Origin of the sequence: Gordonia effusa NBRC 100432 (assembly GCF_000241305.1) — a bacterium.
In the GTDB taxonomy this organism is placed as follows: Bacteria; Actinomycetota; Actinomycetes; order Mycobacteriales; family Mycobacteriaceae; genus Gordonia; species Gordonia effusa.
In genome coordinates this window covers 1-24,072 of record NZ_BAEH01000043.1, presented here as the reverse complement: position 1 = coordinate 24,072, position 24,072 = coordinate 1, and the positions used below count along the sequence as shown (strand labels likewise).

Genomic DNA, 24,072 nt, shown 5'->3' with positions numbered 1-24,072 from the left:
GACACCGAATGTATCGTGGGCGATATTGTGATTCTCACCGCCCAGGAGCAGATCACGGCCGTCGCACCGGCGGCCGATGTCGCCCTGACCGATCTCGTGGCAGCGGCAACCAATGCGGACCCGGCAGCGCAAGCGCTACAGAATCCAGCAGCGCAAGCGCAGGGGCCCGGTCTCACTTTTGGCGAGCTGTCGGCGATGGTCACCGCGATGGCCGCCGCGCTGCCTGGATCGGATGCCGATGCCGCGCTTACGATGGCATTGATGAGTACCGTGCCCGGCCTCGCAGCGGGTGGTCCGGCCGCGCTCGACGAAGCTCTGGGCAGCTTGCGATCCAATGCCGCCGCAGTTACTGGAATGTCCGTCGACTTGCGAGAAGGAAATAATCGAACGTGACCGCTGTCGATTCTGGAGCTGCTGATCTTTCGCGTGGCTGGGGTGAGAATCCGTCGACCTTAGATTTGATCGCGTTCGCCGCGGCGACGACTCCGCATGCCGTCGCGTTCACCGGCGCGTCCGGTCCGGTGCCGTTCGGGCAACTGCACGCTCAAACATCGATGACCGCTGGAGTGTTCGCCGCTCAAGGCATGGACACCGAAGCCGCTGTCGGAGCCAGCATCACCGGACAACTCGACAACGCGGGAAAGTCACCGGAACAGATCGCGACGGGTATGCGGGGTGCGCTCGGACAGATCCGCGCTGCCGCATTCGAATTGGCCGGCAGCACCGACCTCGGGTCGCTATCTGGGCTGTTCCGTTCTGCCGCATACCGATTCGGCACTCGAACCGCACTTACCGACCTACGTGGCGCCTCGCTTACCTACGCTGAGCTCGATACTCGGTCGACGAGCCTGGCCGCGGGTCTGATCGCCGCGGGCGCGGGTCCCGAACGCCTCGTCGGTGTGGCACTCGATCGCGATGCCGACCTGATCGTCGCGCTGCTCGGCATCATCAAGTCGGGGGCGGCGTACCTGCCACTGGACCGGTCGCATCCGCTCGACCGGCTCACCGCGATTGTCGATGACGCGAAACCGCTTGCGGTACTTACCGATCAGGACACCGCCGTCGCCTGGGCAAGCTTGAACGCGCCGATGGCCACCATGGCCGACATCGCCGAGCGGGGCAGTGCCGGCGATGTCGCGGCCATCCCGGCCAGGATCGATCCGGCGCATCCGGCCTATGTTATGTACACCTCGGGTTCCACCGGCAAACCCAAGGGCGTTGTGGTGACCCATGCCGATGTCGTCACGCTGCTCTCGGCGATGGGGCGCGAATACGACTTCGGTTGCGAAGACGTCTGGACGATGTTCCAGTCCTATGCGTTTGACGTGTCGGTCGGTGAGATTTGGGTATCGCTCGCCTTCGGCGGTCGTCTGGTGGTGCTCGACTACTTCACCACTCGCTCGCCGGGGGATTTCGTGGAAGTCCTCGAGCGTGAGCAAGTCACCGTCGTGAACCTGACGCCGTCGGCGTTCTATCAACTCGCGGGTGCGGTGCGCGCACCGGCCGGGCGACATTCGACGCCGCCGGGACGTCTCGCGCAGTCGATCCGGTACATGATCTTCGTCGGCGAAGCACTCGACTTCGAGCAGGTGCGCCGTTGGCACGCCGATCGTCGCAGCCAGGACGGCAACGACGGTCCGCAGCTCAACAACATGTACGGGCCGACCGAGGCGACGGTATACATGACGCGCCGGATTCTTACCCCGGAGTTCGTCGCCGCGACGCTCGCCAGTGATGTCGGAATGCCGCTGGAGGGCACGCGGACCTATGTCCTCGACAGTCGGCTGGCGAAAGTGCCCGACGGCGTGCCCGGTGATTTATATATCGCCGGCGATCAATTGGCGCGCGGTTACGCGGGCCGATTCGCCCTCAACGCAACGCGTTTCGTCGCCGACCCATTCGACGACAGCGGCCGACGGATGTATCAGACCGGCGATGTGGCGATCGTTCGCAACGGATCTCTGGAATTCCTCGGCCGCAGTGACGGACAGGTCAAAGTCCGCGGTTTTCGTATCGAGCTCGGCGAGGTCGAAGCCGCGCTACTCGCCGCGCCCGGGGTCAACGCGGCTGCCGCGACCACCTACCAGCGCGACGACGATGTGGTCCAGTTGGTCGGATACGTCGTCGGTGTCGGTGCCGACGGAGCGGGTCTGGATATCGCCAAGGTACGGGCTGCCGCCGGTGCGAAGGTACCCGACTATATGGTGCCCGACATCATCATGTCGCTCGATCAGTTGCCGCTGAACGTCAACGGCAAGCTGGACCGAAAAGCGTTGCCGCGACCGGTTATTGCGGCAACCGCCGAGTTCGTCGCCCCTCGCGGGCATGCCGAAACGGTTATCGCCGGAATCTTCGCCGAGGTGCTTGGCATCGAGACCATCTCGGCAGTCGAGTCGGTATTCGACGTCGGCGGGAATTCTCTTCTCGCGGCACGGATCGTCGGGCGGGCCTGTGAAGAACTCGGCGTCGAACTCAATCTCCGCGACCTGTTCGAGGCGCCGACCGTGCGCGGTTTCGCCGAGCGGGCCGGGAGTGTCGAGGCAGGATTGCCGCCGATCATCGCGTCCAGCCCGCGGCCGGACCGGATTCCGCTGTCCTTCGCCCAGTCGCGCATGTGGTTTATCAACCAGTTCGATCCCACCGAATCGACCTACAACATTCCGGCACTACTCCGGTTGACCGGGGACCTCGATGTCGAGGCGTTGCGGATGGCCGTCGCGGATGCGGTCATCCGCCACGAGGTGTTGCGAACCACGTTCCCGGCCAAGGATGGAACACCGGTCCAGATCATCGATTCCGCGGAATCGGTTGACCGACAGCTTGATTGGCAGATCACCGATTCGCGCGACGACATCGTCGCCGCGGTTGCCGGCGGATTCGACGTCACGGCCCAGTGGCCGATCCGGGCCCGGCTGCTCACCGAGGAGCCCGGCAGTTATGTCTTCGCTCTGGTGGCGCATCACATCGCCACCGACGGCGAATCGATGTTGCCGTTGATCGCCGACATCGTGACCGCCTATACCGCGCGGGCACAGGGGGTCGCGCCGGAATTCCCTCCGCTGGCAGTGCAATTCGCCGACTACGCTCTGTGGCAGCATGATGTGCTCGGCTCCGCCGATGACGTGGAATCGGTTATCGGCAAACAACTCTCGTACTGGCTCGCGCAGCTAGGCGGTCTACCCGAACGGCTCGATCTCCCGGCCGACCGACCGCGTCCCCGGGCGGCATCGCATACCGGCGCGCAACTGGCCTTCGACATTCCCGCTCAGGTTGGCGATCGTATCGCCGCGGTGGCACGTGACACCGGCACGACCGCGTTCATGGTTACCCACGCGGCGTTCGCGGTGTTGCTGGCGCGGATGACCGCGACCGATGACATCGCTATCGCCACACCGATCGCGGGACGTGGTCAGGCCGCCCTCGACCATCTGGTCGGAATGTTCGTGAACACCTTGGTGTTACGCACCCCGGTTGATATCACGGAGTCGTTCGCCGACCTGTTGTCGCGCGTCCGCACCACTGATCTCGACGCCTTTGCACACGCCGATGTGCCCTTCGAGAGCATCGTCGACGCCATCGACCCGGTGCGGTCGGAAGCATTCGCGCCGCTGGCACAGGTGATGCTCTCCTTCGATCCGGCGGCATCGGCACAGCGACTAGGGATGTCGGTCGCGGGTGTCGAGTTCGAGCAGATCGACGCGCCGGTGGTACCCGCGCAATTGGACATCTCGGCGATCATTCGGTCCGGTGGCTCGGGACAGCCGTGGACCGGCACCCTGGTCTACGCCACCGACCTGTTTGATGAATCGACCATCGCCGGACTCGCCGACGCCTTCGTCCGGGTTCTGGGCGAGTTGACGGCAGACCCCTCGGCGGTGGTCGGCGATGTGCCATTGGCATCGGCACAGACACGCACCGAAGCACTCACGCGTTCACGCGGTCCGGTCGTGTCCGTGCCGCCAGCTCTATTGGGCGATGCCCTCCCGACGCGGGTCGCGCAGGCGCCCGATGCGGTTGCGCTCATTTTCGGCGAGCGTGAAATTACGTACGCCGAATTCGGCGCGCGGGTGAATCAGCTTGCGCATCAGCTCATCTCGATCGGGGTAGGACCCGAGGTCGCGGTCGGTGTGGCGATCGACCGCAGTGTGGAGATGATGGTCGCGATACACGCCGTGGTCGCCGCTGGCGGACACTATGTCCCCATCGATACCTCCGCTCCACCCGAGCGGGTGCGCTATATGACGGCCACCGCGTGCGCGAACACGATCTTGGTGGCCGCGGCGATACCGCCAGCGGTCGACGGTCTCGACGCCGTCCGGCTGATCACGGTCGATGCCACGAGTGTGCCTATCGAGTCCGTCCCGGTGACCGACGCGGAGCGGATCGCGCCGCTGCGTCCCGAACACGCGGCCTACACGCTGTTCACCTCGGGATCCACCGGACGCCCCAAAGGCGTTACCGTCACCCATGCCGCGATAGTCAACCGCATGGCGTGGATGCGAGACGGATACGGCCTGTCGGCTACCGATGTGTTCCTGCAGAAGACGCCGTATACATTCGACGTCTCGGTCTGGGAGTTGTTCCTGCCGCTGTCTATCGGCGCGAGTGTGGTTGTTGCCGCTCCCGACGCGCACCGCGATCCATCCCACGTCGCTGATCTCGTTGTGACACATTCGGTTTCGGTCATCCACTTCGTTCCGTCGATGCTTTCGGTCTTTGTCGATGTGCTCGGCGAGCGCCTGTCGGATCTCATCAGTCTCCGGCGCGTGTTCGCCTCGGGTGAGGCGCTCACCAGCGGCCCGGCCGGTGAGCTGATCCGAGCGAACAGTGCTGCCTCGGTGGTCAACCTGTACGGGCCGACCGAGGCCGCGGTCGACGTGACCGAATACACCGTGCGACCCGGTGACCTCTCCGTCCCGATCGGTGAACCGGTATGGAATACAACGACTTTGGTTCTCGACGCGCGTCTGCGGCCGGTGCCCGCTGATGTACCCGGCGAGCTATATCTCGGTGGAGTCCAGCTGGCGCGCGGCTACGCCTCACGGGGCGATCTGACCGCTGACCGTTTCGTGGCCGACCCATACTCGACCGCCGGCGAGCGGTTGTATCGCACCGGCGATCTGGTGCGGTGGAATACTTCCGGTCAGATCGAATACCTGGGCCGCACCGACTTTCAGGTCAAATTGCGTGGCCAGCGGATCGAGTTGGGTGAGATCGAAGCAGTACTCGCCTCGGCTCCGGGAGTAGTGCACGCGGCGGCAACCGTCGTGACGGCGCCGGGTGGTGGCGAACACCTCGTCGCGTATCTGGCTGGGGCACGAGAACATCCGGACCTTGCCGAGGTGCGGGCGGTCGCCGGGTCGGCGCTACCGTCGTATATGGTGCCGTCGGTCTGGATGGTGCTCGATGAGATCACGCTGAACAGTGCCGGAAAGATCGATCGCCGCGCGCTGCCGGCGCCGGAGTTTGCCGATACGGAGTCAGGTTTCTCGGCGCCGCTGGGAGCGATCGAAGAACAGCTCGCGGCGATGGTCGCGGGTGTACTGGGGCGGGATCGGGTCAGTGTCACCGAATCCTTCTTCGCACTCGGCGGGGACTCGATCATGTCGATCCAGTTGGCGGCGGCCGTACGAGCCGCGGGGCTGCACCTATCGCCGCGCGAGATCTTCGAGTACCGCACGGTCCGCGCGATGGCCGCGGCGATTGGGGCCGCCGATCGGCAGATCCCGCCGCTAGCCGAACTGCCCGGCGGTGGTGCGGGCGAAGCGACATTGCCGCCCGCGGCCTCGTGGATGCTGGAGTTCGCCCGCACGCCAACCGAATTCGCCGACTTCTCGCAGGCGGTCGTCCTGGTTGCGCCAGCGGGGCTTACGCGGCAGCTCCTGTCAGAGCTGATCGCCGCGCTCGTCGCCGAACATCCGATGCTCACCGCCCGTCTGGAATTCGACGACCTTGGTCCGCATCTCGTCACGGGCGACGAGTTCGATTCGAGCCGGATCGAAGTCATCGAATCCGCCGATGGTATCGGCACTCCGCGATTTGACGCCGATCTTCTTGCCGCGCATGCTTCGGCGGCGGCGCAGTTGGACCCGATGACCGGGCGGCTGGTCGGCGCCGCGTTGGTGAGAGCTTCAGACGGCCGGTCCCGCGTGGTCATCGCGGTGCATCACCTGGGCGTCGATGCCGTGTCCTGGCGCACCATTGTCGAAGACCTCGCTACCGGGTGGGGGCAACACGAAGCGGGCGAGCCATACCGGCTGCGCGGCGAAACCACTTCGGCGAGAACGTGGTTCGCGGCACTGGGCGACCAGGTCATCGAGCGGGAAGCTGAACGCGATTACTGGCTCGACCGGCTACCCGCGACGCCCACCGACTTCGGTGCGCCACTCGAGCCCGCGCGTGACGTTGAGCGAACCTCGTCGGTGCTAACCCGGATTTTCGATGCCGAACTCACCGAAGTTCTTCTGCGCGCGGCACCAGAAGCGTTCGGCGGCAACGTCAACGACATTCTGCTCGGGGCATTCGCACGGGCGGTCCGATCGTGGCAGGGGGTCCGGGGACTCGCTGACACCGGGCCGGTCTCGGTCCTCGCCGAGGGGCATGGCCGATATGAGGAAGTGCTGGCGTCCGGACCGGATCCGCGTCGCGCCGACCTATCCCGAACGGTCGGCTGGTTCACCGCCGTCGCGCCGTTGAATCTCGACCCCGGCGCCGACATCGTCCATGCGGTCAAAGCCGCGAAAGAAGAGCGACTGGGGCAGCCGGATAACGGTATCGGTTTCGGACTGCTCAGGTATGGCGGCGATGACGAATTACGTTCGCGCCCACTGCCGTCGGTGATCTTCAACTACCTGGGCGCGGCGGCCGGTGGTGCTGGCGCCGCATCCGAGATCGGCTTCGTGCCGGATGTGGCCGCACCCGTCCTGCCGGGGTCGCCGTCGGGTGCGATGGCTGCGATGGCCGCGTTGACCGTCAACGTGGACACCACCGTTGACAATGGACTACCCGTACTGCGAGCTACCCTGCGTTTCCCGGTCGCCGTGCTCTCCGATCCGGACGTGGCCGATCTCGCTGAGCGGTGGACGAGCGAGCTCGCCGCGGTGGGTGCCGCTCTCGCGCAGTCGAATCCGGGACTTTCACCATCGGATGTACCGGGTGTCGCAGTCAGCCAGGATGACCTCGACGCATTGGCCGCCCGGTTCGGCGACGCCGCGATCTGGCCCCTCGCACCGTTGCAGCGCGGACTCTACTTCCAAGCGGAGATGGCGGGCGACGCCGCGGTCGATGTCTATGTGACACAAGCTGTTCTGCATCTCGGTCCCGACGTTGACCTCGACCGGCTGCGTAAGTCGGTCGGCCAACTGGTGGCTCGGCATCGGGTGCTTCGGTCGGGTTTCGTGCGCACCGCAAGCGGTTCGATCGTCGCGGTGGTGCCCGATTCCGTTGATGTGCCGTGGTCGGTGGTCGATGTCACCGATCCCACTGATTCCGCCGCCGAGCGGGTAGCGCGGATAGCGCTGGAACAGAAGACGATTCCGTTCAATCTCGCCGAGCCGCCACTGCTACGCGTCGTCGTGGTCCGTCACGCCGACGGGGTTGATGTCGTGATCACCAATCATCACATTCTGTTCGATGGGTGGTCTGGACCGCTCGTACTCGCGGATCTGATGGCGATTTATGCGACCGGAAAGGCCTACACTAATGACCCCGCCGAGGGTGATTTCGCGGACTTCCTGAACCTGGTCGCGCGCACCGACGCCACTGCCGGACTGGCCGCATGGCGCGAGGTGCTAAGCGGTGTCGACGGCCCTACCATCGTCGCTCCGACGGTGGAGGCAACGGCGGAGTCGATGCCGCGAGTCTCGGCAGTGGTCCTCGATAACGAGCTGATCCGGACACTGGAATCGGTAGCACGTCAGCACAATTCGACGCTGGCGACGGTGCTGCAATCTGCCTGGGCGATTCTTCTCGCCCGGGTGACCGGTAATCGGGTGGTCACCTTCGGCGAGACGGTGTCGGGGCGTCCGGCCGAGTTGCCGGGCGCTGAATCCGCCGTCGGTCTATTCATCAATACCTTGCCGGTGGTTGTCGACGTAGATCCCGAGACTGACTTGGGCTCGATCGTCGAACGGCTGCAGCGGGACAAGATCGCTGTTCTCGACCACCAGCATCTGGTGCTGCCGGATATCATCGCCGCCTCCGGTCTGCCGGTTGGCTTCGATACCCTCACGATCCACGAGTCGTATCCAGTCGACACAGAATCGTTGTCCGCGCTGGGAGCTTCGGCCAGTGGCGATCTCGATATCCGCGGTATCGACTCGACCGACGCCACGCACTATCCGCTCAATATGGTCACCTCGCCGATGGCCGATGGTCTGTCGATTGAGCTGAAATATCTCCCCGGAGCTTTCGCCGACGAACAGATCACCGTGTTCGCGGCGGCGCTGGTCGAGATCCTGCGTGCGTTCGCTGAGCGGCCGCGCACCGCGAGCGCCGACGTCGGTCTGATGAATTCTGATGCTCTCGCTCGTGTGCGCGAGCTCGAATGGGGCGCCCGTCCCACCCCGCCGCCGGGAACGGTCGCCGATGTGACTGCCGCGTGGACTCGGCGATCGCCTCAGGACACGGCACTGTGGTTCGAAGGACGCGAAGTCTCCTACGTCGAGTTCGCGGCGCGAGTGAACACTCTTGCGCACGAACTGATTTCGATGGGAGTTGGACCAGATTCGGCTGTCGCGGTGTGCATCGGCCGATCGGTCGAGATGATGGTCGCGATCCACGCGATCGTTGCCGCGGGCGGTCAATATGTCCCGATCGACCAGACCGCGCCCGGCGATCGAGTGGAGTACATGCTCGCGACGTCCGGGGCACGGATCCTTCTGCTCGCCGAGCCCACCGCCGCCTCGGCTGCGGCCGAGGTCGCCGCCTCCTGCGGGGCGCGCATCGTCGTGGTGGACTCCGACGTCGAGGTCGAATTGTCGACGCCGCCGGTGACCGACGCGCAGCGACTGGCGCCGCTACGGCCCGACCATGCCGTGTACACGTTGTTCACGTCGGGGTCGACCGGACGACCTAAGGGTGTGACGCTATCGCACGCCGCGGTGGTGAATCGGCTGTGGTGGGGCCTGGACGAATTACCAATCGACGCAACCGATGTGGTGGTGCAGAAGACGCCCTACACCTTCGACTGCTCGGTGCCGGAATTGTTCGCACCGTTGATGGTCGGCGCCACGCTGGTGGTACTCAACGACGGCGGGCATCTTGATCCGCTGTACGTCGCCGACACCATCGAGCGAACGCGGGCGACGATGGTTCACTTCGTTCCGTCGATGCTTTCGGTGTTCGCCGAGATCGTCGGCGAGGACCGGATACGCGAGATGGATTCGGTCCGCATCATTTCGACTACGGGCGAGGCCCTTCCGCCCGGGCTCGCGGCGCAGGTTCGTGACTGGCTGCCGGAGATTCTGTTCTACAACTTGTATGGCCCCACCGAAGCGGCCATCGAAATCACCTACGAGAAGATCCGACGGATCAGCGCCGATGATCTGACCGTGCCGATCGGTGTCCCCGTATGGAATTCGTCTGCGGTGGTGCTGGATTCACGCCTCCGCCGAGTTCCACCGGGCATTCCGGGTGAGCTTTATCTCGGCGGTGTGCAATTGGCGCGCGGATACGCCGCTCGCGGCGATCTCACCGCAGACCGTTTCATCGCCGACCCGTACGGGGAACCGGGTGCCCGGTTGTACCGAACGGGTGATCTGGTGCGGCGCACTGTCGATGGCAACATCGAATACCTGGGCCGCACCGACTTTCAGGTGAAGTTGCGTGGCCAGCGGGTGGAGCTGGGGGAGATCGAGTCGGTGCTGGCGGGTGCTCCCGGAGTGGTGCATGCCGCGGCTACGGTTGCCGAGGGCCCCGGTGGATCACAGCATCTGGTCGGCTACCTGGCCGGTCGCGGCGGCGATGTGCTCGACCTGGAAGCGATCAAAAACACTGTTGCGGAGTCACTTCCGGTCTATATGGTGCCCACCGTCTGGATGGTGCTCGACGATATCGCGTTGAACAGTGCGGGTAAGATCGATCGAAACGCCTTGCCCGAGCCGGATTTCGGTGGTGTGGAAGCGGAGTTCGCAGAGCCCGAGACCGAGGACGAGGCAGCTCTTGCCCGAGTCTTCGCCGACGTGCTCGGGGTAGCGCGGGTTAGCGTCGCCGACTCTTTCTTCGATCTCGGCGGCAACTCGTTGTCCGCCATGCGACTTGCCGCTCGCGCCGGGGAAGTACTCGGCGTTGATCTGTCGGTACGTGACCTGTTCGAGGCGCCGACCGTACGTGCGCTGCTCGCCGCATCGACTTCCGGCCCTGCGGCGTCGGTGCCGATCGTCGCGGTGGTGCCGCGTCCGGATGTTGTCCCGCTGTCCTTCGCGCAGCAGCGAATGTGGTTCATAAACCGATTCGAACCCGATTCGCCGGTGTACAACTTGCCGGCGGTGCTGCGACTGACCGGCGCGCTCGATACGCGGGCACTACGTGCCGCAGTCGTCGATATCGTTGCGCGACATGAGATCTTACGCACGGTGTTCCCCGCGATCGACGGCGTTCCACATCAACAAGTATGTGCGGTAACCGAATTCGACGATCGCGATATCTGGCGAACGGTCGGTTCCGAGGCGGAATTGTTCGCCGCGGCGATGGCCGGCTTTGACCTTACCGGGCAGTGGCCCCTGCGAGTTGTACTCCACAGTGACGGCGACGAGCATGTCCTCGCGGTCATCTCCCATCACATCGCGGCTGATGGCGAGTCGTCGCTGCCGTTGGTGACCGATCTGTTGACGGCATATGTCGCGCGTTCGGCTGGTGCCGCGCCGCTATTCGCTCCGCTCGAGGTGCAGTATGCCGACTACGCGCTGTGGCAGCACCGCGCGCTCGGTTCCGCCGACGATTCCGACTCGGTGGTTGGGCGGCAATTGTCCTATTGGACAGAACAATTGGCCGGATTGCCGGACGTTCTCGATTTGCCTACCGATCGTCCGCGAGCCCATGCCGCGTCCCATCGTGGCCAGAGCGTCGACTTCGCGATTCCCGGGTCAATCGCGCAGCGGATCGGAGCGCTCGCCCAATCGCAGGGAGCAACTCCGTTCATGGTGCTGCACGCGGCGCTTGCCGTAGTGCTCGCCCGACTCAGCACGTCAACTGATATCGCGATCGCCACACCGGTCTCCGGACGTGGTCATCGGGTTCTGGAGCGGTTGATCGGCATGTTCGTCAACACTCTGGTGCTGCGAACCGAAATTGATTCCGCGGATACCTTCCGCGAATTGCTCGATGAGGTGCGCACCGTCGATCTCGATGCCTTCGCTCACGCTGACGTGCCGTTCGAGACCGTCGTTGACGCGGTCGACCCGGTCCGCAGCGAGGCATTCGCGCCGCTGGCTCAGGTGTTGTTGTCCTTCGATCCGGGTGCGTCGGTGAACGATGTCGATGTTTCGGTTGCGGGACTGAATGTCTCGCCGCTGACGCCGCACGACGTCCCGGCCCAGTTGGATCTGTACATCACAGTGTCTACCGATCGCGATGGCGCCGCCTGGCAGGGATCGGTGACTTTCGAGACTGATCTGTTCGACCCGCTGACGGTCGAGTCGATGATGGCGCGGTACGTCGATGTGCTCGACGCGGTGACCACCGACCCCGATGCCGCCGTCGGCGACGCCGCCATGCTGCCCGCCGGGGAGGTCGCGGTTCTTCGTGGCCGAGAACGCGGCGCCAACATCGAGCTGCCCGCCGTCGTCACCCTGCCGGACGCGATCGTTCGGCAGATCGCCCGGTCGCCCGAGCGTGCCGCACTGGAATCGGCCGGCCGGTCAGTGTCCTATCGCGAGTTCGGCGCGCGGGTGAATACGCTTGCCCGCGAATTGATTTCGATGGGGATCGGACCCGATACCGCTGTCGCACTGGCGATGCCGCGGTCGGTCGAGATGGTGGTGGCCATCCACGCGGTGACCGCTGCCGGCGGCCAATACGTACCGATCGACACCACCGCGCCGGCCGAGCGTGCGGCGTACATGATGGATACCGCAGCCGTCGCGGCACTACTGGTCGTCGATGCCGAGTCGGTCGCGAGCGTCGTTGTCGCGGCAACCGAGCGCGGACTCCCGGTTCTCGGTATCGACGCGTCCGGCGAGGTCGATCTCGATTCCGAGCCGGTGACCGATGCGGATCGCGTGACCCCCTTGCGCGCAGACCACGCTTGCTACACGCTATTCACCTCCGGTTCGACCGGACGGCCCAAGGGCGTGACCCTCTCGCATCGTGCGGTGCTGAACCGATTGTGGTGGGGCCTGGAGGAATTGCCGATCGATCAGACCGACACGGTAATGCTGAAGACTCCCTATACCTTCGACGTCTCGGTACCCGAGTTGTTCGCGCCGCTGATGGTCGGCGCATGTATGACGATCTTGACCGCGGACGGCCACCTGCGACCGACATTCGTGGCAGATGAGATCTCCCGCACGCGAACAACGATGGTGCATTTCGTGCCGTCGATGCTGTCGGTCTTCTGCGAAGTCGTTGGTCGCGAGCGGATTTCGTCGTTGACATCGATCCGGATCGTGTCGGCGACCGGTGAGGCGCTACCGCCCGCCGTCGCGGCCGAGTTGCGTGCCGCATTGCCCTCGGTGCTCTTCTACAACCTCTATGGACCGACCGAAGCAGCCGTCGAGATCACCTACGAGGAGATCGAAACGGTCGATTCGTCCGCGCCGTCGGTTGCTATCGGTGTGCCGGTATGGAATTCGTCGTCGGTTGTCCTCGATTCGCGTTTACATCGGGTCGCTGACGGAGTGGCCGGCGAGCTATATCTCGGCGGGGTTCAGCTAGCGCGCGGATATGCCGCACGCCCCGAGCTGACCGCTGAGCGATTCGTGGCCGATCCTTTCGGTTCTGGTGAGCGTCTGTACCGCACCGGCGATTTGGTGCGCCGCCGCGCCGACGGGGTACTGGAATACCTGGGCCGCACCGACTTCCAGGTCAAACTGCGTGGTCAGCGTATCGAGCTCGGTGAGATCGAGTCGGCGTTGTCAGCGGTATCCGGCGTGGTGCACGCCGCAGCCACGGTTCTCGATGCGGCCGATGGTGTGCAGCACCTGGTGGGCTACGTGTCGCCGTCAACGGTCGACGTGGATCTGGTGAAAGATACTGTGGCGCAGTCGTTGCCGGTCTACATGGTGCCGTCGGTGTGGGTGGCATTCGACGACGTGACACTCAATAGTGCGGGCAAACTCGATCGTAAGGCGTTGCCGGCCCCGGTATTCACCACCGACGATTATGTGGCGCCGGAGACCCCCGCCGAACGTGAGCTGGCGCGCGTCTTCGCTGATGTGCTCGGTGTGGAGCGAGTCAGTGTCGCCGACAGCTTCTTCGATATCGGCGGCAATTCCCTCTCGGCGATGCGTCTGGCCGCCCGAGTTGGTGAGTTGCGCGGAGCCGAGGTTGGGGTACGAGATATCTTCGCGCATCCGTCGATTCGTGAGCTCGCGGCTATCGAACTCGATGGGGCAGCTCGTCCGTCGATCACCGCTGCCGTGCCGCGGCCCGAACGGGTGCCGTTGTCGTTCGCGCAGCAGCGCATGTGGTACGTGAATCAGCTCGATCCCAATTCGTCGGCATACAACATTCCGGTGGTTCTTCGCTTGTCCGGACCACTCGATGTGCCGGCCTTGCGCGCCGCGGTAGGCGATCTGATTGTCCGGCACGAGGTATTGCGAACACTGTTCCCGGAGCGGGACGGCCAGCCGGTCCAGCAGGTACATGCCGCCTCGGAGGTTGACTCCCATATCGATTGGCAGATAGTCGATTCGCAGGAGGCGATCGCCGCCGCGGTGAGCGCGGGCTTCGATGTCAGTACGCAGTATCCGATCCGGTTCCGGTTGTGGCCGGCGGGCGACGACGATCATGTTCTCGCGATAGTCACCCAGCACATCGCATCCGACGGCGAATCACTGGCGCCTCTGGTGACGGACCTGGTCGCCGCCTACCTGGCTCGCAGCGACGGACGCGTGCCCGAGTTCGCGCCGCTGGCAGTGCAATTCGCCGATTACGCCATCTGGCAGCATCAAGTACTCGGCGCTCCCGACGACGCTACTTCCGTGGTTGGCCGTCAATTGTCCTACTGGACAACACAGTTGGCCGGGCTACCCGACGTCATCGACCTACCTACCGACCGGCCGCGACCGGCCGTCGCGACCCAGGCCGGGGCGCAGGTGGTCTTCGACCTTCCCGCACAGACCTCGACGCGGATCGCCGCTATCGCCCAGGAGGCCGGTGCGACCAACTTTATGGTCGTGCACGCGGCACTCGCCGTACTTCTGGCCAGGCTCAGCGCTGCCGACGATATCGCGATCGGCACCCCGATCGCCGGACGCGGACAGCAGGTACTCGATCCGCTGATCGGTATGTTCGTCAACACTTTGGTGCTGCGGACCCGAATCGACGGCGCGGCGTCGTTCGCCGATGTACTCGCCGATACCAAGGCCATCGACCTCGACGCCTTCGCCAATGCGGATGTGCCGTTCGAGACGATTGTCGAAGCCGTTGACCCGGTGCGGTCTTCGGCCTTCGCACCACTGTCGCAGGTGTGGCTGACTTTCAATCAAACGGCGCTGCCCGAACTCGCCGGTGCCGAGTTGTCCTCGGGGGAGGTCGCTGGCCTGCGAGTGAGCCCGGTCGCCGCCGACACCGTGCCTGCGCGCGTCGATCTCTTGGTGAATGTCGTTCCCGCAGAAGGCCAGGCGTGGCAGTGCTCGATCGTCTACGCCACAGATCTCTTCGACTCCGGCACCGTGCGTTCGCTGGCCGACCGACTGATCACCGTGCTCGATACCGTACTTGCCGACACTCGGATCGCGGTCGGCGACATCATTCTCGACGCCGGGCAGCCGGTCGCCGAGTTGCTCGCGCCGCCTCCTGCCGCCGAGCCCGCCCCGGCCCCGGTCGTCGAGCAGCATGCCGCCGTCATCACCAGCGGCCGCGGTACCGCACCGGTACTGCTGGCCGACCTGTTCGTCGATGCGGCCCAGCGACATGGGATGCGCCAGGCGGTTGTGGATGCCGACGGTGTGACGCTGACCTACACCGAACTCGACCAGCGGTCGAATCGATTGGCGCGCTGGCTCATCGCGCAGGGGATCGGGCCGGAGAAGCTGGTCGCATTGGCGATCAAGCGGTCGGCGACACTGCTAACCGCGATCTGGGCGGTGGCTAAGAGCGGCGGCGGATATGTGCCGATCGATCCGGACTATCCGGCTGAGCGCGTTGCGAACATGGTGGAAGATTCGGGCGCCGTTCTCGGTCTCTCGGTCACCGACGCCGGTGACCTTCCCGAGCATGGATTCGACTGGGTACGCCTCGACGATTCGACGACCGCTGCCCACGTGGCGGGCTTGGCGGACGTTCCGATCACCGATACCGAACGCCTTGCGCCGGTGCGTATTTCCAATACCGCGTACGTTATCTACACCTCCGGCTCCACCGGGCGGCCGAAGGGTGTCGCTGTCACCCACTCCGGTTTGGCCAATTTCGCGACCGAGGAGATGCGTCGCTCGGGTGCGGACGAGTACTCACGAGTGCTCGGATTCGCGTCGCCGAGTTTCGACGCCTCGGTTCTGGAATATCTTCTCGCTACGATCACCGGCGGCGTCCTGGTGTATCGGCCGTCCGATGCGATCGGCGGAGAAGTGTTGTCGGACTACATGATGCGGCAAGCGGTAACCCATACCTTCTTGACGCCGACGGTGCTATCGACCCTCGATGCCGCGGTGCTACCCGCCCTGCGGGTCGTCTACGCGGGCGGCGAAGCGGTCCCGGCCGCACTCAAGGACCAGTGGGCTCCGTTCCGGCGTATCCAAAACCTTTACGGCCCAACCGAAACAACGATCGGCGTGACCATCGGCGCGCCGATGGCCGTGGGCGAGGCAGTCACGCTCGGCGGACCGATCGACGGGGTGGGGCTACTCATTCTCGACAATCGGCTACGACCAGCCCCGGTCGGTGTGCCGGGCGAACTGTACGTCTGCGGTGAAGCATTGTCTCGCGGTTACCTGGACCGACCGGGGCTCACCTCGGATCGGTTCGTGGCGAATCCCTTTGGGGGCGCCGGTGATCGGATGTATCGCACCGGCGATGTGGTGCGCTGGCACCGAGATGCCTCGGGGCAGGCGGTTATCGAATACTCGGGTCGTAGCGACGATCAGGTCAAATTACGTGGCCTGCGCATCGAACTCGGTGAGATAGAGACCGCATTGGCCGAGCACCCGTCGGTTTCCTCGGCAGTGGTCGTCGGCGTGCGCGATGATGGCGGGATCGTCGACTCAGGTGAATCGGTGATCTCCGGGTTGGCCGGATACGTGGTGAGTACCGCTGATGTCGACGTGGCCGCATTGCGCCAATGGCTCACCGACCGCCTGCCCGAATATATGGTTCCGGGCAGCATCGCGGTGCTCGAGTCGCTGCCACTGACGCCGGTCGGCAAACTGGATCGCGCGGGCTTGCCCGCTCCCGAATTGGGAACCTCGGCGGCGTACGAGGCCCCGGCCAACGCTGCCGAAGAACAGCTCGCCGCAATCGTCGGGGGACTGCTCGGCGTGGACCGGGTGAGTGTGGCCGAGTCGTTCTTCGCGCTCGGCGGCGATTCGATCATGTCGATTCAGCTGGCGTCCGCGGCGAAATCGGCCGGTATCGTGCTCACCCCGCGACAGATCTTCGAACACAAGACAATTCGGGGAATTGTGGCGGCTTCGGGGACCGACGACGCGCGGATACCTGAACTCGCCGAGCCCGAGGGTGGTGGGGCCGGGCTGGTGCCACTGACGCCGATTGTGTCGTGGATGCTCGAAAAGAGTGACAGTTCAACTGATTTCGCAGATTTCTCCCAGTCCGCGGTTCTGCAGGCGCCCGCCGACCTGACGGTCGGCGTGTTGACCGATCTGCTCGATGCCGTCGTGTCGGCACATCCGATGCTGTCGGCGACCCTGACGCAGCCCAACGGCGTCTGGGAACTCTCCGCGGGTTCGCCGGGCCGGGCGCGGGTTGCCGAGCTGGCGTCGGCCCACCGGATCGACACCGAGAGTTTCGGTGACGATGTCATCGCCGCGTTCGAGCAGGCTTCGGCGCGACTGGATCCCGCGACCGGACACAATGTGGCCGCGGTTCTGGTCCGTGCCGCTGACGGCGCCGGGCGAGTGGTCCTGGTGGTTCATCACCTGGCCACCGACGCGGTGTCCTGGCGCGCGCTGATCGAAGACGTGGTGACCGCCTGGGCGCATCATGCTGCCGGGCAAGAGATTTCGTTGCGCGGCGAAGCGACGTCGATGCGTGCGTGGGCGGGCGCCCTGTTCGATCGGATAGCCGAGCGTTCCGACGAGGTCGATTATTGGCTGGCCCGTACCCCAGAGAAGGTGACCAACCTCGGTGTCCACTTCGACCGGGCCCGCGACCGTGCGCACACCGTGCACACCCTCGTCGAAGACGTCCCGGCGCAGGTGACCGAAGCGATTCTCACAACAGTGCCGCAGGCATTCGGCGGAGCGGTCAATGACCCACTGATCGCCGCGTTCGCGCGTGCGGTGCGGTCGTGGCAGGCCGATCGCGGTATTGACGACGACGCCCCGGTATCGATCTTGATGGAGGGCCATGGACGCTACGAAGAGGTCCTCGCGCACGGGCCGGACGCGGCGCGGGCCGACCTTTCGCGCACCGTCGGCTGGTTTACCACGATCGAGCCAATGCGATTCGATCCGTCCGGCGATATCGCCCATGCGGTAAAGGCGGCCAAGGAAGAACGCCTGAGCAAGCCAGCAGAAGGTATTGGATTTGGGTTGTTGCGCTATGGCGGCAGCCCGGAGTTGGCCGCGCGTCCGTTGCCGCCGATCACCTTCAACTACCTGGGCAATGTCGCTGGCGGACAAGACACTTCCGGAGACTTGCTGCCGGCGGCAGATGCTCCGCGCCTGCCCGGTACGGTCCGCGGCGATATGGTCGCCGCGAATGCGTTGACAGTCAACGTCGACACCGTGCGCGGCGAGAACGGTCGATCGTTCTCCGCTGTATTCGGTTTCCCCAGTGCGCTATTCGCTTCTGAGGATATCGCCGATCTGGCCCGCCGGTGGACCGAAGAGCTACATGCCATCGTCGATTTTGTTGCGACAGTAGGGGACCCGGGTCTGTCACCATCGGACGTATCCGGTGTCGAGCTGAGCCAGCATGACCTTGATTTGCTTGCTCAAGACTATCCGGGCGCGGTGGTCTGGCCCTTGTCGCCATTGCAACGCGGCTTCGTGTTCCAGGCCGAGATGGCAGCCGCGAACCCCGACGCGGTGGATGTCTATATCGCCCAGGCGACGTTGGAACTCGGCGGCGACATCGACATCGACCGATTGCGTGGTGCGGCTCAGTCGTTGCTCGCGAGTCACCGCGTTTTGCGGTCGGGTTATGTGCGGACCGCGAGTGGCACGGTCGTCGCGGTCGTGCCGCCGAATGCGGCCGCGCCCTGGTCCGAGGTCGACCTGGGCGGCGTCGACGCTCAGACATTCGCCGACAGCCTCACCGAGATCGTCGACCAGCAGCGGGTCGAGCCATTCGATCTGAGCTCGCCACCATTGATGCGATTCGTCTTGGTGCACAACGGCTCTGACGTACGCCTGGTAGTGACGAGCCATCATATTCTGATCGACGGCTGGTCGAGTCCGCTGTTAATCGCGGACCTGCTCGCGTTGTACGCAACGGGGCAGACCTACACCGGGACGATCAACACCTCGGGTAATGATTTCGGTGACTTCTTAGCGCTACCGGGAACGGCCGACGACGAAGCCGGGCTAACTGCTTGGCGCCAGATAATCGCCCCGCTGGAGAGCCCGACGCTGGTGTCGCGCGGCGCCGAGGCAACTCATGATCAGCTGCCCGCCGATCACACAGTTTTCCTCGACCCGGAATTGTCGGCGGGTATCGAGTCGGTGGCCCGTTCGCGTGGCGTAACCGTCTCGACCATAACGCAATTCGCGTGGGCCGTACTGCTGTCCCAATTGACCGGCAACCGCGTGGTCACCTTCGGTGAGACCGTGTCGGGACGTCCAGCCGATCTCGACGGCGTCGATGCGATGGTCGGTCTGTTCATCAACACTCTTCCGGCCGTCGTCGATGTCGACCCGTCCGCGACGATCGGCGAGGTACTCGACCGGCTGCAAGCCGCCAAAGTGTCGGTGCTCGACTATCAGCACATCGGACTGCCGGAGATCACCGCACTAACCAGACTCCCGGTGCTCTTCGATACTCTCGCGGTGCACGAGTCCTATCCGATCAACACGCAATCGCTCTCTCAGGGAGCGGACCTGCCCGGTGGCGCGGTCCTACGTGACGTCACCGCTCGCGATGCCACCCACTATCCGCTCAACCTGGGGACCACACCTGCCGGCGATCGCCTCGAGGTCAAGATTAAATACTTGCCGGGTGTCTTCGCAGAAGATCAGGTGGTTGTCTTCGCCGACGTGATCGAGCGGGTACTACGTGCCGCAGTGCACGACGTGGACGCGCTGATCGGTGACATCGCGCTCGTCGATGACCCCACCGAACGCGACTCGCGATCGGTGGGTAAGACAATCGCCGTCGTCGAACAGACTGCGGCCGATCTCCTTGCTGCTCAGGCGAATAACTCGCCCGATGCCGCTGCCGTGCGCTTCGGCGACCGTATGGTGAGCTATGCCGAATACGGCGCGCGCGTCGCCACGCTGGCGCGCCGGCTGATCGAGTCCGGGGTGGGACCGGATGTCGCTGTCGCAGTGTGTCTGCCGCGTTCGATCGAGATGGCGGTGGCAATCGGTGCGGTGGTCGCCGCGGGTGGACACTACCTGCCCGTCGACGTCGAGTCGCCGGCTGATCGCGTGCGGTACATGTTCGATACGGCGGATGTAGCGGTACTCCTGGTTCATCACAGCAGCCCCGCGGTCCGCGCGTCGGAAGTAGCCGTTCAGACGGGTGTCGTCGTCGAAACGGTTGATGCCGAGGGAGCTACGGACTTGTCTGCGGTGCCGGTCACGGACGCGGACCGGCTCGCGCCGCTGCTCCCGGATCACGCGGCGTACACACTGTTTACGTCGGGATCGACCGGGCGACCCAAGGGCGTTACGGTTACCCATCGGGCGTTGATCTCCCACCTGACCGCCGACCAGGCGTGGTATGAATTCGACGCCTCGGATGTCTTCCTTCAGGTTCCCGAGTACACCTTCGACCCATCGGTTGCCGACTTCTTCCGGCCGCTGGTGGTTGGCGGCACACTGGTTCTACTCGCACCGGGTGAACACCGAGATCCGCACCGCATCTCGGCGGCGATCGACCGATACGGTGTGACCTCGGCGATCCTCGTGCCGTCGCTGTTATCGGCGATGGTCGATACCCTTGCTGCCCAGGGGGATTCGTGGTTCCGGTCACTGACCAGGATTCACACCGGTGGTGAGCCGACCCCGCCATCACTCCTGGAGCGGATCGGCGAGCTGTGGCCGACGGTGGCAGTGCACAACCAATACGGTCCGACCGAAACCACGATCTATGTGACGGTCAAACAACTGCGCGCGGGCAACGCGGCAGTATCGATCGGTGGACCGATCGCGAATTGTGTTGTTTTGGTACTCGATTCGCGGTTGCGTCCGGTGCCGGTGGGGATTCCGGGCGAACTGTATCTGGGTGGTGTGCAGGTGGCGCGCGGCTATGCCGGACGACCGGGGTTGACGGCTTCCCGATTCGTTCCCGATCCGTTCGGTGAACCCGGCGGGCGTCTCTACCGATCTGGAGACATGGTTCGATGGTCGACAACCGGTGAGCTCGAGTATCTGGGTCGCACGGACTTTCAGGTCAAACTCCACGGTCAGCGGATCGAACTCGGTGAGATCGAAGCTGCGCTGATTGCCCGTCCGGATGTCATTCACGCAGCGGCAGTCGTGGCCGTCGCCGGCGGCGATGACCACATAGTCGCTTATGTCGCGCCGTCCTCGGTTGACGTCGACGCGGCGAAACAGGCACTCGCGCAGGTTCTTCCGGAATTCATGCGTCCGACCGTGTGGATGAAACTGGATGAACTACCCTTTACCGCCTCGGACAAAGTTGACCGAAATGCCCTGCCGGAACCCGTGATCGAGGCGGTCGAGTATGTCGGCCCGGCCGACGAGCGAGAAGCGCTGATCGCCGAACTGATCGCCGATGTGCTGGGAATTGACCGAGTCTCGGTGACGGCGAGCTTCTTCGATGTCGGCGGAAATTCCCTCTCGGCGACCCGTGTCGCGGCTCGGGTATCGGATGCCTTCGACGCCGATGTGTCGGTCCGCGACCTGTTCGCCGCGCCGTCGGCGCGAGAGCTGGCAGCCGTCATCGTCGGTGGCACTGCCGTGGTGCCACCGGTGACCGCGATCAGTCCTCGTCCCGAAACCATCCCGCTATCCTTTGCCCAGCAGCGAATGTGGTTCATCAACCAATTCGACACCTCGGCACCGACGTACAACATCCCGATCGGACTGCGGCTGACCGGCGCCCTGGACGTGGACGCTGTTCGTGCCGCCGTCGGCGACGTAGTGGCGCGCCACGAGATTCTCCGTACCACGTTCCCGGCGGTGGACGGCGTGCCGATGCAGTTGGTCCATGCGGTCGGATCGCCTGCGGCAGCTGTGGATTGGGCGCAGGTGCAGTCCAACGATGATCTGGTGCGAGCGGCATCGACCGGCTTCGACGTCGCTCGTGACGTCGGTCTACGGGTCCGTCTGCTGTCGACGGCCGCAGACGACCACGTGCTCATGGTGGTTATGCACCACATCGTCGGCGACGGCGAATCAACCACGCCGCTGGTCACCGACATGGTGACGGCCTATCTGGCCCGTGCCGCCGGTACCGCTCCGTCGTTTGCCCCGCTGCCTGTTCAGTTCGCCGATTACGCCTTGTGGCAACACACCGCACTCGGCTCGGCTGATGAGCCCGACTCGATCGTCGGACGGCAGATCGATTACTGGACAACGGCTTTGGCCGGCTTGCCAGATGTACTGGAATTGCCGGCGGACCGACCGAGGCCAGCAGTCGCGTCGCACCGAGGCGACCTAGTCGAATTCGAGATCCCTCGCGGCACCGCGATGCGTATCGAGGATCTCGCCCACCGTAGCGGCGTGACACCGTTCATGGTGCTGCACGCGGCGCTGTCGGTGTTACTCGCGCGGACGTCGGGTACCGACGATATCGCGGTAGCCACGCCGGTTGCCGGGCGGGGATCTGCGGTACTCGACCCGCTGGTCGGCATGTTCGTCAACACTCTCGTCCTGCGGGCGCACGTGGATGTGGGGCAGTCCTTCGGTGATCTGCTAACCGCGATTCGAGCTACCGACCTGAGTGCGTTCGGCAATGCCGACCTACCGTTCGAGTCGCTGGTCGACCAGCTGAATCCAGTTCGTTCGCAAGCATTTTCGCCGCTGGCCCAGATAATGTTGAATGTGTCGGAGGAGGTGGACACCGACCTGCTGTTCGAGAGTGAAGAATTGTCGGTCACTCCGCTGGAACTGCCTACGGTGCCCGCACAACTGGATCTCACCTTCAATGTCGTCGTCGCCGGGTTTGGTGACGCATGGCCCGGATCGCTCATCTATGCCACGGATCTATTCGACGCCACGACGGTGCGCGATTTGGTCGACCGCTGGTTGATGGCACTGGACGCGCTGACGGCACATCCGGAAGCCGCCGTCGGCGACGCGCCGTTGGTCGCGCGGGATGCCCTGTCCACGGTTCTCGACCGGTCGATTGGCGAGAGCGACCCGTCGCTGGCAACTGAGCTGCGACGGGGCAAGACCGCCAAGGCGGCACTCGTGGTGGACGAGCGGAAGGTGTCCTATGCCGAATTCGACGCGCGGGTGGCGGTCCTCGCCCGTGAGCTGATCGCGGCCGGCGTTGGCCCGGATGTCGCAGTGGCGGTGTGTATTCCACGGTCGGCTGAGATGATGCTCGCGATACACGCGATCTTCACCGCCGGCGGTCACTACGTCCCGATCGATGTCGACACCCCGGCGGATCGAGTGCACTACATGCTCGGCATCGCCGACGCCGCACTCGTACTGGTGTCTGGCGATACCACCGAAGGTGAGGTGGCGACCGCGGCGCGGGCCAATGGTGCGCGCCTGATGGTGGTCGACGCGAGTACCGATGTATCACTGGTGACTGAACCGGTGACCGACGCCGAGCGAGTGGCGCCGATCCGTGGTGACCATGCTGCCTACACCCTGTTCACGTCGGGTTCGACGGGGCGCCCGAAGGGTGTGACGATATCGCGTGCCGCACTGGCGAACCGGCTCGGCTGGATGCACGAGGCGTATCCGATCGCCGCACGCGACGTGGTGCTGCAAAAGACGCCCTATACGTTTGACGTTTCGGTGTGGGAGTTGTTCTGGCCATTGCAGATCGGCGCCACGCTGGTGATTGCCGAACCCGGTCGGCATGGCGACGCGCAGTACCTGGCACGCCTCATAGACGCACATCGAGTTTCGGTTATGCATTTCGTGCCATCGATGCTGTCGGCGTTCATCGATGTACTCGGAGAGCGACTGAATACCCTTGTGTCCCTGCGGTATATGTTCACCTCCGGTGAGGCGTTGACGCCCGCGGTCGCGCAGGCCGTGGTCACCGGGCTACCGCGGCTCGAATTGCATAATCTCTACGGTCCAACCGAGGCGGCCGTCGACGTGACGAGCCACCAAGTCCTCGTCGGAGAGGCGGTCGTGCCAATCGGCCGGCCGGTGCCGAATACCACCGGCCATGTGCTTGATGCGCGGCTGCAGCCGGTACCCGTCGGCGTACCTGGCGAGCTATACCTCGGCGGCGTGCAATTGGCACGTGCCTACGCCGGACAATCCGATCTGACGTCCGAACGTTTCGTCGCCGACCCAATCGGGCCGGCCGGTGGGCGGCTATATCGCACCGGCGATGTGGTGCGCTGGAACACGGACGGAGAACTGGAATACCTTGGCCGCTCCGACTTCCAGGTGAAGTTGCGTGGCCAGCGACTCG

2 protein-coding genes are annotated in these 24,072 nt (G+C 64.6%); both read left to right on the top strand.

The genetic code is table 11. The annotated features are described in order from the left end of the window. A partial coding sequence (locus GOEFS_RS07515; protein ID WP_007317301.1) for a hypothetical protein occupies positions 1–393 on the top strand: 393 nt, incomplete at its 5' end. Beyond that, on the top strand, positions 390–24,072 hold a 23,683-nt coding region (locus GOEFS_RS07510), incomplete at its 3' end, for a non-ribosomal peptide synthase/polyketide synthase (protein WP_007317300.1). The genes GOEFS_RS07515 and GOEFS_RS07510, both read left to right, overlap by 4 nt.